Annotated in this window: 14 protein-coding genes; 12 read left to right on the forward strand and 2 right to left on the reverse strand. The window is 42.2% G+C overall.

All coding sequences use genetic code 11. The annotated features are described in order from the left end of the window. The first annotated feature begins 124 nt into the window (after positions 1–124). From N8L39_RS09485 to alaS, 3 genes are all read left to right on the forward strand, one after another. Positions 125–376, forward strand: a complete 252-nt coding sequence (locus N8L39_RS09485) for a hypothetical protein (protein WP_033688503.1) — start codon at positions 125–127, stop codon at positions 374–376. Between the two features lie 273 nt (positions 377–649). Beyond that, positions 650–1135: an LURP-one-related/scramblase family protein gene (locus N8L39_RS00125; protein WP_261010078.1), complete on the forward strand. Its 486-nt coding sequence runs from the start codon at positions 650–652 to the stop codon at positions 1133–1135. A 21-nt stretch (positions 1136–1156) separates the two neighbouring features. Further along, positions 1157–3775, forward strand: a complete 2619-nt coding sequence (gene alaS / locus N8L39_RS00130; RefSeq protein WP_261010077.1) for an alanine--tRNA ligase — start codon at positions 1157–1159, stop codon at positions 3773–3775. An 89-nt stretch (positions 3776–3864) separates the two neighbouring features. Here alaS and N8L39_RS00135 read toward each other — a convergent pair whose 3' ends face one another. Continuing rightward, a complete protein-coding gene (locus N8L39_RS00135; RefSeq protein ID WP_261010076.1) occupies positions 3865–5319 on the reverse strand; it encodes an alpha-amylase in 1455 nt (484 codons plus the stop codon). A 178-nt stretch (positions 5320–5497) separates the two neighbouring features. Between N8L39_RS00135 and N8L39_RS00140 the strand changes: the two genes are divergently transcribed. After that, positions 5498–6247, forward strand: a complete 750-nt coding sequence (locus tag N8L39_RS00140) for an ABC transporter ATP-binding protein (RefSeq protein ID WP_261010075.1) — start codon at positions 5498–5500, stop codon at positions 6245–6247. Beyond that, entirely contained in the window at positions 6228–7865 is a 1638-nt protein-coding gene (locus tag N8L39_RS00145) for a hypothetical protein (RefSeq protein WP_261010074.1), read from the forward strand. The genes N8L39_RS00140 and N8L39_RS00145 overlap by 20 nt, the downstream gene beginning before the upstream one ends. A gap of 66 nt (positions 7866–7931) precedes the next feature. On the opposite strand, the gene N8L39_RS00150 is transcribed toward N8L39_RS00145, so the two are convergent. Beyond that, the gene (locus tag N8L39_RS00150; RefSeq protein ID WP_261010101.1) at positions 7932–10049 is read right to left on the reverse strand and encodes an LTA synthase family protein; all 2118 of its coding nucleotides are present in this window, start codon (positions 10047–10049) and stop codon (positions 7932–7934) included. Positions 10050–10198: 149 nt separating this feature from the next. On the opposite strand from N8L39_RS00150, the gene N8L39_RS00155 reads away from it, so the two are divergent. The 7 genes from N8L39_RS00155 to N8L39_RS00185 are packed head-to-tail and all read left to right on the forward strand — an operon-like array spanning position 10199 to position 16604. Next, positions 10199–11362, forward strand: coding sequence for a class I SAM-dependent rRNA methyltransferase (locus N8L39_RS00155; protein ID WP_261010073.1), 1164 nt, complete (start codon positions 10199–10201; stop codon positions 11360–11362). Continuing rightward, the gene (gene aroD / locus N8L39_RS00160) at positions 11359–12036 is read left to right on the forward strand and encodes a type I 3-dehydroquinate dehydratase (RefSeq protein ID WP_000767764.1); all 678 of its coding nucleotides are present in this window, start codon (positions 11359–11361) and stop codon (positions 12034–12036) included. Before N8L39_RS00155 ends, aroD begins: the two co-directional genes overlap by 4 nt. Continuing rightward, positions 12026–12880 (forward strand): shikimate dehydrogenase, encoded by an 855-nt coding sequence (locus N8L39_RS00165; RefSeq protein ID WP_261010072.1) that lies wholly within the window; start codon positions 12026–12028, stop codon positions 12878–12880. Before aroD ends, N8L39_RS00165 begins: the two co-directional genes overlap by 11 nt. A gap of 18 nt (positions 12881–12898) precedes the next feature. Next, a complete protein-coding gene (aroB, locus tag N8L39_RS00170; protein ID WP_261010071.1) occupies positions 12899–13966 on the forward strand; it encodes a 3-dehydroquinate synthase in 1068 nt (355 codons plus the stop codon). Between the two features lie 9 nt (positions 13967–13975). Further along, positions 13976–15142, forward strand: coding sequence for a chorismate synthase (gene aroC / locus N8L39_RS00175; protein ID WP_261010070.1), 1167 nt, complete (start codon positions 13976–13978; stop codon positions 15140–15142). Between the two features lie 9 nt (positions 15143–15151). After that, positions 15152–16255, forward strand: a complete 1104-nt coding sequence (locus N8L39_RS00180; protein ID WP_261010069.1) for a prephenate dehydrogenase — start codon at positions 15152–15154, stop codon at positions 16253–16255. Between the two features lie 10 nt (positions 16256–16265). Then, positions 16266–16604 carry a YlbF/YmcA family competence regulator gene (locus N8L39_RS00185; RefSeq protein ID WP_000065980.1) on the forward strand — a complete coding sequence of 113 codons (339 nt, stop codon included), beginning with the start codon at positions 16266–16268 and terminating at the stop codon, positions 16602–16604. The last annotated feature ends 9 nt before the right edge of the window (positions 16605–16613 follow it).

The raw sequence follows: 16613 nt of genomic DNA on the forward strand, positions 1-16613 counted from the left end.
AAGCTGGTTCGTTTTTTAAAAAATAAAAGGCAATTTTCGTAACGGTATCTTTTTCTATGATAGTTGCTTATTTTCTTTCTCAGTAGTATACTAAGTTTAACCTTACAGAAAGCGGTAATAAATAATGAAAATATCTACTTTTTTCAAAAAATTTTATTGGCCAGCCTTTTTGACTGTTCAGCAAACTGTTATACTATTCTCTCTAAAGGATGGATTGGATCGACAATACCTAACAACTGATTCCATACATTTGGTGATAGGGTTCTTTATATTTGTAAATATTTTCGAAGCTATCTTTAACAATTCAAAACTTTGGAATAAAAGTTGGGATAAAAAGAGTGATAGTAGTAAGAAAAAATATGTTCTGAAAAAGTAATCTGATATGTAGGAAATGGGTTATTAAATGGGTATCATTTCCAGTTGACGCAAGCTTAAAAAAACGATATAATAAGAAAGTTGAGAATTGATTTTCAGTTGTCTTAGTCCAGAGAAATGGCGGTGCTGCGAGCCATCTAAGTTAGGAAGTCATGCTACTCAATCATACAATTGCATAAGAACAAGAGAATGACAAGTTCATTGAATGAAGGTGGTACCGCGGTTTTTCGCCCTTCGTGATATGAGCTTGTCTTTTGATTTTTTGGAGGTGTTGATGAAAACATTTCTTGTCAAACAAAAGTTTCGTCTTGGAGGCGAACGCTTCGCTATCAAGGATGACAGGGGAGAAATCACCTATCAGGTAGAGGGATCATTTTTTAAGATTCCCAAAACTTTTACCATCTATGATGCGACTGGTGAACAAGTCAGTCAAATCAGTAAAGAAATCTTGACCTTGCTTCCTCGTTTTGAGATTCAGCTTCGGGATGGCTCGAGTTTTGTCATTCGCAAGAAGTTGACCTTCTGGCGAGATAAGTATGAGTTTGATAATCTAGGTCTTCGTATCGAGGGCAATATCTGGGATTTGGATTTCAAATTGCTAGATGATCGCGATCAGCTGATTGCGGAAATCAAGAAGGAACTCTTCCATCTGACCTCTACCTATAGCGTAACGGTTCTTGAGGATGCTTATGCAGACCTAGTCATTTCTCTCTGTGTCGCGATTGACTATGTGGAAATGCTGGAAAGCCAATCACATTAAACAAGTAAATAAGGAGACAATATGAAACAACTATCTAGTGCACAAGTACGCCAAATGTGGCTTGATTTCTGGGCGACCAAAGGTCACTCAGTAGAACCATCAGTGAGCTTGGTTCCTGTAAATGATCCAACTCTTTTGTGGATCAACTCTGGGGTAGCAACCCTTAAGAAATACTTTGACGGAACTATTATCCCTGAAAATCCACGTATTACCAATGCCCAAAAGGCCATCCGTACCAACGACATCGAAAACGTAGGGAAGACTGCACGTCACCATACCATGTTTGAAATGTTGGGGAACTTCTCTATCGGGGATTACTTTCGTGACGAAGCCATCACTTGGGCTTATGAGCTTTTGACAAGCCCTGAGTGGTTTGATTTCCCTGCTGAAAAACTTTACATGACTTACTATCCAGATGATAAAGATTCTTACAACCGCTGGATTGAAGTGGGAGTGGATCCAAGTCACTTGATTCCAATCGAAGATAACTTCTGGGAAATTGGTGCGGGACCTTCTGGACCAGATACAGAGATTTTCTTTGACCGTGGAGAAGCTTTTGATCCAGAAAATATCGGACTTCGCCTGCTTGCAGAAGATATTGAAAACGACCGTTATATCGAAATCTGGAACATCGTTTTGTCACAATTTAACGCAGACCCTGCTGTTCCTCGTAGCGAATACAAGGAATTGCCACACAAGAACATCGATACGGGCGCTGGTTTGGAGCGTTTGGTGGCAGTTATCCAAGGGGCTAAGACAAACTTTGAAACAGACCTCTTCATGCCAATCATTCGTGAAGTTGAGAAATTGTCTGGTAAGGTTTATGACCAAGATGGTGACAACATGAGCTTTAAGGTCATCGCTGACCACATCCGTTCACTTTCATTTGCCATTGGTGATGGTGCCCTTCCTGGAAATGAAGGTCGTGGTTATGTCCTCCGTCGTCTTCTCCGCCGTGCCTCTATGCATGGTCAAAAATTGGGTATCAATGAGCCTTTCCTTTACAAACTCGTTCCAACTGTTGGAAAAATTATGGAAAGCTACTACCCAGAAGTGCTTGAGAAACGTGACTTTATTGAGAAAATTGTTAAGAGCGAGGAAGAGTCATTTGCCCGTACCCTTCACTCAGGTCAACACTTTGCCCAAGGCATCGTAGCAGACTTGAAAGAAAAAGGACAATCTGTCATTGCTGGTCAAGATGTATTCAAACTTTACGACACTTACGGATTCCCAGTGGAATTGACAGAAGAAATCGCTGAAGAAGCTGGTATGACTGTAGACCGTGAAGGATTTGAAGCAGCCATGAAAGAACAGCAAGAACGCGCGCGTGCATCAGCTGTTAAAGGTGGCTCAATGGGTATGCAAAATGAAACCCTTCAAAACATCACAGTAGAAAGCCGCTTTAACTATGAAGCATCACAATTGTCTTCTAAATTGGTGGCTATCGTGGCTGACAATGCAGAAGTAGAAGCTGTATCTGAAGGAACTGCCTCACTTATCTTTGCGGAAACGCCATTCTACGCTGAAATGGGTGGACAGGTCGCTGACCACGGACAAATCTTGGATGAGTCAGGTAAGGTTGTGGCTACTGTGACCAATGTTCAAAAAGCTCCGAATGGACAAGCCCTTCACACGGTTGAAGTTCTTGCACCGCTTGCTTTGAACCAAGAATATACCTTGGCAATTGATACAAATCGTCGTCACCGTGTTATGAAAAACCACACTGCGACTCACTTGCTTCACGCTGCACTTCATAATATCCTTGGAAACCATGCAACACAAGCAGGATCTCTTAACGAAGTTGAATTCCTTCGATTTGACTTTACCCATTTCCAAGCTGTGACTGCTGAAGAATTGCGTGCCATTGAACAGCAAGTCAACGAGAAAATCTGGGAAGCTCTTGAAGTGAAGACAGTTGAAACGGATATTGACACTGCTAAAGAAATGGGAGCTATGGCCCTCTTTGGTGAGAAATACGGCAAAGAAGTCCGTGTTGTTACTATCGGTGACTACTCTATCGAGCTTTGTGGTGGTACCCACGTTGGCAACACTTCTGAAATTGGTCTTTTCAAGATTGTCAAAGAAGAAGGGATCGGATCAGGAACTCGCCGTATCTTGGCAGTGACTGGTAAGGAAGCCTTTGATGCCTACCGTGAACAAGAAGATGCTCTTAAAGCAGTCGCAGCAACATTGAAAGCACCTCAAGTCAAGGAAGTACCTCACAAGGTAGAAGGACTTCAAGAACAACTTCGTCAACTTCAAAAAGAAAATGCTGAGTTGAAAGAAAAAGCCGCAGCAGCTGCAGCAGGCGATATCTTCAAGGATGTTAAGGAAGTCAATGGTCACCGTTACATTGCTAGCCAAGTGTCTGTATCTGATGCTGGTGCCCTTCGTACTTTTGCGGATAACTGGAAACAAAAAGACTACTCTGATCTTCTTGTCCTAGTTGCTGCTATCGGTGACAAAGTCAATGTCCTTGTAGCAAGCAAGACAAAAGATCTTCATGCAGGAAACCTTGTCAAAGAATTGGCACCAATCGTCGATGGACGTGGTGGTGGAAAACCAGACATGGCCATGGCAGGAGGAAGCAATCAAGCGAAAATCCAAGAATTGTTGGATGAAGTAGCAGGTAAATTGTAAGAAAATAAAGATCTATCCATTTGGGTAGGTCTTTTTGTGAATGCAAAAAAGCCAAATCCGTTTGGATCTGGCTTGAATATTATGAACTATTAAATAGTATTGGCTGCCCAGACACTTACCGAAGCAGCTGAGACTGGGAATTGTCCATAACCTTCCTCATCAATTGTAATTTGACCTTGGTGGTTTTCAAGTAAATCTACAAAGGTTTGGTTAGCCCATTCTTGACCGACAAACATTGATTTGCTGTTTTCTTGGTCATTTGAAATCAAGACTGCAATTGGGGATTGATCTTCAGCACTTGAACGTACCCAACCGATACAGTTAGGATCATCAAAGTAGTCATTTTGTTCTCCATAGGCCAAATCTTTTCGGATGGCTAGGAGGCGGTCAAGGACTTCTTTGAAATCTTGTTGAGCATACTGCCCTGAAATCCCATAGTAGTCTCCGTAAAAGACACATGGAAGGCCGTCTTGGCGTAATAGAATGAGGGCATAGGCTGCTGGTTTGAACCATTCTTCAACGGTAGACTCAAGAGCCTGACCACGTTGGGTATCGTGGTTGTCGACAAAGGTTACAGCCTTGTAAGGTTTGAGTTCAACCAAGCTATCTGTGAAAATACCACGAAGGTCATAGTTTGCGCCAGCTTGACTGGCGTCAAAGAGATTCTGGTGGAGACGAACATCAACAAGGTCGAAGCGTTCTTCCGTTTTTTCAAGATAGTCTAGATTGGCTTCCTTGTCAGGATTCCAGAATTCACCAAAAACATAGAAATCCTCACCGTATTTTTCCTTCATATCACGGATAAAATTGCTCATGAAGAAAGAGTCAATGTGTTTAACGGCATCCAAGCGGAAACCAGCTACACCAGTCGTTTCCATGAACCAGTCAGCCCAGTCATAGATATTTTGGATGACTTCAGGATGTTTAAAGTCTAGGTCGGCATACATGAGGTAGTCATAGTTACCGTTTTCATTATCGACCAATTCCTCATTTGCCCAACCCTTGTTGTCCCCTTGGATCAGATAAATCCCAGACTTACGGCGTTTGGCATCGTAGTCTGTACCTGTGAAGTGGTACCAGTGCCAGTGGAAGTCATTGTAGGTATCTTGGCGACCATCGAAGGTAAAGCTAGTCCAGCCATTGATGGTGAAGGGTTCTCCAAGTTCAACTGTACGGTCTACAGGATCCACTTCAATAACCTGAAAGGCTTCCATGTGATCGGCTGCAGCCTTGTGATTGAGTACCACATCGGCCATAGGCTGGATTCCCTGTGCTTTTAGGGTTTGAATAGCTTGAAGATAGTCTTCTTTGAAACCATACTTGGTGCGGATAGTACCTTTTTGGTTAAACTCTCCTAGGTCGAATAAGTCATAGACCCCATAGCCGACATCTTTTTCATTGGTTGCCTTAAAAGCTGGTGGCATCCAGACGTGGCTAATCCCCAGATGAGCTAGGTGTGGAGCATCTTCAGCTAGACGTGTCCAGTGCTGACCGTCGTGGGGCAGATACCATTCAAAGTATTGCATGAGTGTTTGATTTTGCATGATGTTTCCTCTTACTTGTCAATCTTGTTCTTTATTCTATCATAAAGTATTGGTTAGCGCCAACGTTTGCATAAGATAGAAGGAAACTATTTTAACTACTTAAAATAAAGTATTGATTTTTTTGTATCAAAGTGCTAGTATAATAGTATGTAATATAGATAAAGATAGGAGTCATCCCATGATTGAATTTCAAAATGTTAGTAAGTTGTATGGTGATAAAGAGGCTTTGAGCAATCTCAATTTGCAGATTGAAAATGGGGAGATTATGGGCTTGATTGGCCATAATGGGGCTGGAAAATCGACCACCATAAAATCCCTAGTCAGTATCATTTCACCCAGCAGTGGTCGTATTTTGGTAGATGGTCAGGAGTTATCGGAAAATCGCTTGGCGATCAAACGAAAGATTGGCTACGTAGCAGACTCGCCTGACTTATTTTTACGCTTAACGGCCAATGAATTTTGGGAATTGATCGCCTCATCCTATGATCTGACTAGCTCTGACTTGGAGACTAGTCTAGCTAGGCTATTGAGTGTTTTTGATTTTACTGAAAATCGCTATCAGGTTATTGAAACCCTTTCTCACGGAATGCGTCAGAAAGTCTTTGTCATCGGAGCACTCTTGTCTGATCCCGATATTTGGGTTTTGGACGAACCCTTGACTGGTTTGGATCCCCAGGCCGCCTTTGATTTGAAGCAAATGATGAAGGAACATGCGCAAAAAGGCAAGACAGTCTTGTTTTCAACCCATGTCCTAGAGGTAGCTGAGCAAGTCTGTGATCGGATTGCCATTTTGAAAAAGGGACATTTGATTTATTGTGGTAGCGTCGAGAACTTGAGGAAAGATCATCCAGATCAGTCTTTGGAAAGTATCTACCTTAGTCTTGCTGGTAGAAAAGAGGAGGTTTCAGATGCGTCTCAAGGTCATTAAAAAATTAGTTGATATCAATATCCTCTATTCATCTCAAGAAGCTAATCTGGCTAATCTACGAAAGAAGCAAGCTAAGAATCCTGGGAAAAAAGTAAATGTTTCCGCTAGAGTCCTAAGTTCTTACATTTTTTCTAGTCTCTTGATGCTTTTGATGTTTATAAATATAGCCTTTCGTTTTCCTTTTGAGGAAATGCCAAGTTTTTTTAGTAGCATGGTTGCTATTTTACTGGTGCTTGCCTTTTCAACTTCTTTCACTGCATTTTACAATGTCTTTTATGAGAGTAAGGACTTGGCATCGTATAGGCCCTATGCCTTTAAAGAATCAGAGATTATAATTGCTAAAGGACTGTCTGTTCTCTTGCCAGCTCTAGCTGGAATTGTACCAATCCTAGCTTATTTTCTAGTCCTCTATATTAGGCTAGCTCCTTCTCTTTGGCTGGGCTTGCCTTTGATGCTGCTGTCCTTGGCCTTATTATTTGTCTCTGTTACTTTAGTGATGGTAGTGGCAGTACATTTCTTGGCTCAGACTAGGGTCTTCAGAAAGTATCAGTCTATTTTTTCGAATGTGATGATTGGTATAGGGGTTCTCATACCTTTAATATTTGTCCTCTTTCTACAGTCGACTTTTGGAAGTATTGTTGACAAAGTTAGAGACATTCCATTTCTCCTTTATCCTCTTCATATCTTTTACAAAATAGCAGTGGAGCCTTTTTCGACAGAAGCCATCCTGGGTCTGCTCGCTTGGATAGGACTAACACTCTTCCTGCTTTACTTGAGCAAAAAGAAGGTTTTTCCTCGTTTTTATGACGTGATTCTGCTTAACAGTGAGGAGAAGGTCAAGAAAGAACGTCGCAATAAGGAGAGAATTTCAACTACTAATAAAAAGGGCTTTTTCCGTATGATTTTACGCTACCATCTCACCCTCTTGGGACAGGGAACTGGCGTGATTACAGTGCTTTTTACAAGTGCTTTTCTTCCTTATCTCATGATGATCGGTCTGATTTCCAAAATTCGAGATTCTCAGATAGTTCCAGACATTCATCCTCCATACTGGTTACCCTTGTTTTTTATAGCTCTCTTTATAGCAGTTGTCAATAACAATATCACCAGCCTGCATTCAATTGCCTTGTCCTTGGAGAGGGAAAATGTTGATTTTCTTAAGAGTTTACCCTTTGACTTTGCTCGTTATGTGAAAGTGAAATTTTGGATTATATTTGCTGTCCAGTCTTTTTTACCAGTTCTGACTTTACTTGGCCTTTCTCTATATCTAGGCTTGCCCATCCTTTCGATGATTTACCTTCTTGTAGTCTGGATCCTTGCCAGTGTCATCCTTTCTTGCCACCATTACCTTAAGGACGTGAAAAATTTGTCAACCAATTGGAGTAACATTACGGACCTGGTGAACCGTTCAAATCGTATAGTAGCAATAGTTTTACTCTTAATTTATAGTGTTATCTTAATGATTTTAGTCATAGCAAGTTTGTTCTTGGTTCGGTCTCTCTCCACTATCCTTGCTATCAGCTTGGGAGTAGGAGTTCTTATCCTCTTGCTAGCTCTTGCTATTTTTGGCTATCATTACTACCTATCACGCATATTGGCAGAAATAGAAAAAAGATGAGATAGTTGGTTACTTGCTTGATAAATTTTTAAAAAGAAATGCTCCTCCAAAACGGAAGAGCATCTTTTATTGTGATTTTGATTCGGTTTCTGCCGATTCGGGATGGAGTTCTTGGTAACTTGGTGCCTTGAAAAGGTCAGTACTGGTCTTACCCTGTCGTTGGCTAAAGAGACTGGTTGATTGACTACCTTTTTCCTGCTCAATCTTTTGCAGAATTGGTAAGGAATTGAGGTAAGAAATGTTTTCAGTATCAACTTTTCCAAGATGATCTGCTTGGTAGAAACGTATCAAATCGCCAGTTTGAATCTGATCGCTGATTTTTAGCTGTTGACTAGCTGCTTGACGAACAATTTCTAGTTCAGTCTGAGCTTGTTCATCAAGATTGCTGATTTCAAGACCGCTTTCAGTATAGTAGGTTCGTCCGTCATAACTGGTATATTTAGGTGTGACGAAGGAATTGGCAGTCCGAAAGGCAACGATTTCTTGATGATCTGGAGACAGAAGGTCTTGGCCGACTTGAAGGAAGGAATTGGACTCAATACCAAGGAGGTGTTCGAGAGTCGGTAAGATATCGATTTGTCCACCGTAGGTATTGATGATTTGTCCCTTTTCATAGCCAGGCATGACCACCATAAAAGGCACTCGTTGCAACATGGCATTGTCGTAATTCGACCAGTTCTCAGAAGTCTTGCCAATCAAGGGAGCCAGGTCAGGATTGCGGGAGTTAGAAATTCCATAATGGTCTCCGTAGATGACGAGGATGGATTTTTCATAGAGGCCACTTTCTTTGAGATAGTCAAAGAAGGCCTTGATAGCACTGTCCAGATAGTTGGCTGTTTGGAAGTAGCCATTGATGGTTTCATCTTTGGTTTTAGCCAAGGGGAAACCAAGCTCATCGCCTGTCAGATTGCTAGCATAAGGATAGTGATTGGACACCGTGATATACTTGGCATAAAAAGGCTGCTGCAAATGCTCTAGATATTGAATAGAATCTTTCATCATGATTTTATCATTTAAACCATATTGGAAAGAATTGCTACTGTCTTGCTTCGTAAAATAGGAAGCATCAAAGAAGTATTGGTAGCCCCATTGTTTATAGGTCGTATTTCGATTCCAGAAGGTCCCGATATTACCGTGAAAGACGGCACTCGATTGATAGCCGTTTTTTGATAGGATAAAAGGAGCTGCCTGCTGGGTATTGGTACCACCGTAATTGACCATAAAGGAACCTTGGTCAAGTCCAAACAAGCCAGTTTCTAGCATGGTTTCTGCATCTGAGGTTTTACCAGCCTTGACTTGGTTAAAGATATTAGAAAAGGCTAGGGTTGCTTGCGAATGGTAGAGTGAATTTAGGAAGGGAGTGACTTCATGCTCAGTTCCATCTATGTTGAGTTTATAGTCCAATAGGAACTGCTGAAAACTCTCCAAGTGGAGATAAATCACATTTTTCCCTTTGGCAAGGCCAAAATAGTCTGGATTGGGCTTAGCAGAATGTTCTTGAATATAATCTGTAATAGGTTGAAGGTCGGTCTCAGAGGCCTTAGCACGTTCTTTGTTGGCGCTATAGGATTGGTTGGCACTATAACCTAAAAAGGCTGGCAAACTAAGGGCACGAACAATATAATAATTAGAAAATCCTCGTGACAGGAGATCGGGACGCTCAATTTCAGCCAAGAAAAGGTTAGCTGAAAAGAGCAGGGCCGAGAGAGCAGTGATGGCAACACTGGAGCGGAATTTGAAAGGTCTCCTATCCAACTGGATGAGCTTCTTATAGAGAAGATAAGCCAGCAATGGGAAATCCATAAAATAGATGAAATCCCAAAAGCGTAGTAACTCTAGTTCTGCAGTACCAACAGATACCTTGCTGACCACTTTCATGGTATTGGCCGTGATAAAGTCACTAAATTCTCGATAGTAAAAAATATTAGAATAGAGCCAAATGAATAAAAGGCAGTAAATAGCTATACTAAGACTGTAAAAGACCTTGGTTGACCGAGCATAGAGGGCTAGAGCCAGCAGGAGGAGTCCCAAAGGAAGGGGGTTGAAAAAGGCGATAAAGGCAAGGTAATTTCCTTGCAGCTTGCCCAATTGAATATCTAAATTAAAGTCAACGGTATAGGCTAATAAGGTTTTGAGCCAATAAAGGATTAAAAGGGTTAGGACAAAACCCAGTCTGGTACCCATGGCTTTTTGGATTTTGCTAAAATTGATTCTCACACAATTACTTCCTAAGTTTTTATTAGTATTAGTATACCATTTTTTAAAACTAGAGTAAAAAAGCAAGGGTAGTTTCTTTTTTGAGAATTGTCACAAAATTTGCTATAATAGTGACTATGAATAGAATAAGAGTCAACAAACGGGTTGAAAAAAAGCTTTCTAAGGGACTAGTTTTACTAGAAGCGAGTGATCTTGCAGATGTTCATCTCAAGGATCAGGAAGTAGAAGTCCATAGTCAAGAAGGGAACTTTCTTGGGACAGCCTACCTTTCCCAGCAAAACAAGGGTTTGGGCTGGTTTGTGAGTACAGACAAGGTGGCCTTCAATCAAGCGTTTTTTGAAGCACTATTTAGACAAGCTAAAGAAAAGAGAAGTGCCTACTATCAAGATGAATTGACAACTGCCTTTCGTCTCTTCAACCAAGAGGGAGATGGCTTTGGCGGCCTGACAGTGGACCTTTATGGCGACTATGCTGTATTTTCTTGGTATAACTCTTATGTTTATCAGATTCGTCAGACCATCTCAGAAGCCTTTAGACAGGTTTTTCCTGAGGTTTTAGGGACCTATGAGAAAATCCGCTTTAAGGGTTTGGACTATGAATCTGACCATGTTTATGGTCAAGAAGCACCTGACTTTTTCACTGTTCTGGAAAATGGTGTTCTGTATCAAGTCTTTATGAATGATGGCTTGATGACAGGGATTTTCCTAGATCAGCACGAGGTTCGTGGTAGTCTAGTGGATGGCTTGGCTATGGATAAATCCTTGCTCAATATGTTTTCTTATACAGCAGCCTTTTCAGTGGCTGCGGCCATGGGAGGAGCAAGCCAGACTACTTCGGTTGACCTAGCTAAACGTTCACGAGAATTGTCTCAAGCTCATTTTCAGGCTAATGGAATCAGCACAGACGACCATCGTTTTATAGTCATGGATGTTTTTGAGTATTTCAAGTATGCTAAGCGAAAAGGCTTGACTTACGATGTGATTGTTCTAGATCCGCCTAGCTTTGCTCGGAACAAAAAACAAACATTTTCTGTGGCTAAGGATTATCATAAGTTGATATCCCAAAGTCTTGAGATTTTAAATCCGGGCGGTATTATTATTGCCAGCACCAATGCTGCCAATGTATCCCGCCAGAAATTTACAGAACAAATTGATAAAGGCTTTGCAGGAAGAAGTTACCAGATTTTAAATAAATACGGTCTTCCAGCAGATTTTGCCTATAATAAAAAAGATGAAAGTAGTAATTACCTCAAGGTGATTAGTATGAAGGTTAGTAAATGAAATTAATCGTTTCAGTAATGCCAAGAAGTTTAGAGGAGGCTCAGGCTCTGGATGCCACGAGGTATCTGGATGCCGACATCATTGAATGGCGTGCCGACTATCTGCCTAAAGAAGCGATTTTGCAGGTAGCTCCAGCGATTTTTGAAAAATTTGCAGGTCGTGAGTTGGTTTTCACTCTGCGAACTCGCTCTGAAGGGGGAGAAATCGACCTTTCTCCAGAAGAATATATCCATCTAATCAAGGAAGTGGCACAACTCTATCAACCAGACTATATTGATTTTGAGTACTATAGCTACAAGGATGTTTTTGAGGAAATGCTGGACTTCCCAAATCTCGTTTTGAGTTACCATAATTTCCAAGAAACACCTGAAAACATGATGGAAATCTTGTCAGAGTTGACGAGCTTAAATCCAAAACTTGTTAAGGTTGCGGTGATGGCTCACACGGAGCAGGATGTGCTAGACTTGATGAACTATACACGAGGCTTTAAAATCCTCAATCCTGAGCAGGAATATGTGACCATTTCTATGGGCAAGGTGGGCAAGGTCTCTCGTATCACTGCGGATGTGACAGGTTCTAGCTGGTCTTTTGCTAGTCTAGATGAGGCAAGTGCCCCAGGTCAGATTTCCTTAGCTAACATGAAAAAAATTCGGGAGATTTTGGATGAAGCTTGATGGCTATACACGTTTAGCTGCCGTTGTTGCCAATCCTATTAAGCATTCTATTTCCCCCTTTATTCACAATAGTGCCTTTGAGGTGACAGCTACTAACGGTGCTTATGTAGCTTGGGAGATTGATGCAGCTGACTTGGCAGAAACAGTGGCCAATATTCGTCGCTACCAGATGTTTGGCATTAACCTGTCCATGCCCTATAAGGAGCAAGTGATTCCATATTTGGATGAGCTGAGTGACGAAGCGCACTTGATCGGTGCGGTCAATACGGTTGTCAATGATAATGGAACTTTAATTGGATATAATACAGATGGCAAGGGATTTTTTAAGAGCTTGCCTTCTTTTACAATTACAGGTAAAAAGATGACCCTGCTGGGTGCAGGTGGTGCGGCTAAGTCTATCTTGGCGCAAGCTATTTTGGATGGCGTCAGTCAGATTTCGGTCTTTGTTCGTTCAGTTTCTATGGAAAAAACAAGACCTTATCTAGACAAGTTACAGGAGCAAACAGGCTTTAAAGTGGACTTGTATGCTTTAGAAGGTGTTCCTGAACTGCAAGCAAGGATTGCTGAGTCTGATTTACTGGTTAATGCCACCAGTGTGGGAATGGATGGACAGTCATCCCCAGTTCCTGAAAACATAGTCTTACCAGAAACTCTCTTAGTAGCAGATATCATTTACCAACCTTTTGAGACGCCGTTTTTAAAATGGGTTAGAAGTCAGGGCAATCCAGCGATCAATGGGCTGGGAATGTTGCTCTATCAAGCTGCAGAAGCTTTTCAACTGTGGACAGGAAAGGAAATGCCAACAGAAGAGATTTGGCAGTCCTTAACAGAAAAATACCAATAAAGAAAGGGAGATTCTCCTATGAAAATCAGAATCGATATTCCTCATCATCCTTATGAAATTCAGATTGAAAAAGGCTGTCTGGCTCAGGCTGGTCAATGGTTGCGAGAACTCTGGCAACCACAAAAGGTAGTCATTGTGACAGATAACCATGTAGCTTCTCTTTATGCAGAGAAGGTCAAGCTCAGCCTAGAAGATGCTGGTTTTCAGGTAGCAGTTTTTGACTTTTTGGAAGGGGAAGAAAGAAAGAATTTAACCACTGTTCAGAAAGTCTATGAATTTCTAGTTAAGCAGGGGTTGACTCGTAGCGATGGGATCGTTGCTCTAGGAGGTGGTGTCGTTGGGGACCTGGCTGGTTTTGTAGCCTCTACCTATATGCGGGGTATTCATTTTGTTCAGATACCGACTAGCTTGACAGCTCAAGTTGATTCGTCTATCGGTGGAAAGACAGGTGTCAACACTCCATTTGCAAAGAATATGGTGGGTACCTTTGCCCAACCAGATGGGGTTCTGATTGATCCACTTGTCCTTGAAACGCTCGGAAAAAGAGAGTTGATTGAAGGGATGGGTGAGGTTATCAAGTATGGCTTGATTGAGGATCCAGAACTGTGGAAAATTTTGACGGAGCTGGATGGTTCTGCTTCGGGCATTTTGGAGCATGCAGAGACCTTGATTGAACATTCTTGTCAGGTCAAGCGCAAGATGGTGGTTGAGGATGAGTTGGACAATGGTGTACGCCTTTACCTCAACTTTGGCCACACTATTGGCCATGCCATTGAAGCAACTGCCGGTTATGGCAGGGTCATGCATGGAGAAGCTGTGGCCATGGGCATGGTACAGATTTCCAAGGTTGCTGAGGAAAAAGGCCTCATGCCAGAAGGAATAACCCAGTCTATTACAGAGATGTGTCAGAAATTTGGCTTGCCTGTTGATTATGAAAACTGGGATGTTGACAAGCTTTATCAGGCTTTGACTCATGATAAGAAAGCGCGTGGTAATACCTTGAAATTGGTCTTGGTACCAGAGCTTGGTTCAGCGACTATTCACTCAGTTTCTCTGGAAGAGATGAAAGACTACTTGGTAAAATAAGGAGAGTGTATGAGATATTTAACTGCAGGAGAATCACACGGTCCCCGTCTGACGGCTATCATTGAAGGAATTCCAGCTGGACTACCTTTGACAGCAGAGGATATCAATGAGGACCTTAAACGTCGTCAGGGTGGATACGGCCGCGGTGGTCGTATGAAGATTGAGAGCGACCAAGTTATCTTTACTTCGGGTGTTCGCCATGGGAAGACGACAGGTGCGCCTATTACCATGGATGTTATCAATAAGGACCATCAGAAATGGCTGGATATCATGTCTGCGGAGGACATTGAAGACCGCCTTAAAAGCAAACGAAAAATCACCCATCCACGTCCAGGTCATGCCGACTTGGTTGGGGGCATCAAGTACCGTTTTGATGATTTGCGAAATTCTTTGGAGCGCTCATCAGCTCGTGAAACCACCATGCGGGTAGCAGTTGGGGCAGTAGCCAAACGCCTATTGGCTGAGCTGGATATGGAGATTGCCAATCATGTCGTGGTCTTTGGTGGCAAGGAAATCGATGTTCCTGAGAATCTCACAGTTTCTGAGATTAAAGAAAGAGCTGCCCAGTCTGAAGTTTCTATTGTCAACCAAGAAAGAGAACAGGAAATCAAGGATTATATTGACCAAATCAAACGTGACGGTGATACCATCGGTGGGGTTGTGGAAACAGTCGTTGGAGGTGTTCCAGTTGGTCTGGGTTCCTATGTCCAATGGGACAGAAAATTGGATGCAAGATTGGCTCAAGCAGTTGTTTCCATCAATGCCTTTAAAGGGGTGGAATTTGGTCTTGGCTTTGAAGCTGGTTATCGTAAAGGCAGCCAAGTAATGGATGAAATTCTCTGGTCTAAAGAAGACGGCTATACTCGCCGTACCAACAATCTAGGGGGCTTTGAAGGTGGTATGACCAATGGGCAACCCATCGTTGTTCGTGGCGTCATGAAGCCCATTCCTACTCTTTATAAGCCTCTTATGAGTGTGGATATCGAAACCCACGAACCCTATAAGGCAACTGTTGAAAGAAGTGATCCGACCGCTCTTCCAGCAGCCGGTGTGGTCATGGAAGCTGTTGTGGCAACGGTTCTGGCACAAGAAATCCTTGAAAAATTCTCATCAGACAATCTAGAGGAATTAAAAGAAGCAGTGGCCAAACACCGAGACTATACAAAGAACTATTAAGGAGTTCCTATGGCAAAAACAGTCTATATCGCAGGTCTTGGTTTGATCGGTGCCTCGATGGCCCTAGGTATCAAACGCGATCATCCAGATTATAAAATTTTAGGTTATAATCGCAGTCAAGCTTCGAGAGATATCGCCTTGAAAGAAGGCATGATTGACCGTGCAACGGATGATTTTGCTAGTTTTGCTCCTTTGGCAGATATCATTATTCTCAGTTTGCCAATCAAACAAACTATTGCTTTCATTAATGAGTTGGCTAACTTGGATTTGAAAGAAGGCGTCATTATTTCAGATGCTGGTTCGACCAAGTCAGCCATTGTGGATGCAGCGGAGCAGTATTTGGCTGGCAAATCTGTTCGTTTTGTCGGAGCCCATCCCATGGCTGGTAGTCATAAGACAGGGGCTGCTTCTGCGGATGTCAATCTTTTTGAAAATGCCTATTATATCTTTACACCTTCGAGTCTGACAGGTCAGGATACGATTGAGGAAATGAGGGACTTGCTTTCAGGTCTTCATGCCCGTTTTATCGAGATTGATGCCAAGGAGCATGATCGTGTCACTTCTCAGATTAGCCATTTTCCTCATATTCTGGCTTCCAGTCTCATGGAACAGACCGCGGTCTATGCTCAAGAGCATGAGATGGCAAGGCGCTTTGCGGCCGGTGGTTTTCGAGATATGACCCGAATTGCAGAAAGCGAGCCAGGTATGTGGAGCTCCATTCTCTTGTCCAATCGTGAGACTATCCTAGAGCGGATTGAGGATTTTAAGGAACGTTTGGATGAGGTTGGTAAGGCCATCAGCAAGGGAGATGAGGAGCAAATCTGGAATTTTTTCAACCAAGCGCGTGAGCAACGTCAGGCCATGGAAATCCATAAGCGTGGTGGAGTGGACAGTTCTTACGACCTCTATGTTGACGTTCCCGATGAAGAAGATGTCATCTTGAGGATTTTGGAATTGCTACGAGGAACTTCCTTGGTTAATATTCACATTAATGAGGAAAACCGTGAAGATATTCACGGGATTCTACAAATTTCATTTAAAAATGCTCAAGACTTGGAACGAGCTGAGCATCTCATAACAGAAAATACCGACTACACAGTCGTCATCAAATAAGGAGAAAATCATGTCAAATATTTACGATAGTGCAAACGAACTCAGTCGCGGCCTACGCGAATTACCAGAATACAAGGCTGTCAAAGCAGCTAAAGATGCGATTTCAGCAGATGCTGAGGCGAGCAAAATCTTTACAGAATATGTTGCTTTCCAAGAGGAAATTCAAAGACTGGCTCAGACAGGTCAAATGCCAGACGCTTCTTTCCAAGCTAAGATGGAAGGCTTTGGCAAGCAGATTCAGGGGAATAGCCTCTTGTCAGAATTCTTTACTAAGCAACAACAATTGGCAATTTACCTTTCTGACATTGAAAAAATTGTTTTTGAACCAGTTTCAGAATTGCTAAAATAAGAAATAACT

The organism is Streptococcus mitis, assembly GCF_946190285.1.
GTDB lineage: Bacteria > Bacillota > Bacilli > Lactobacillales > Streptococcaceae > Streptococcus > Streptococcus mitis_CP.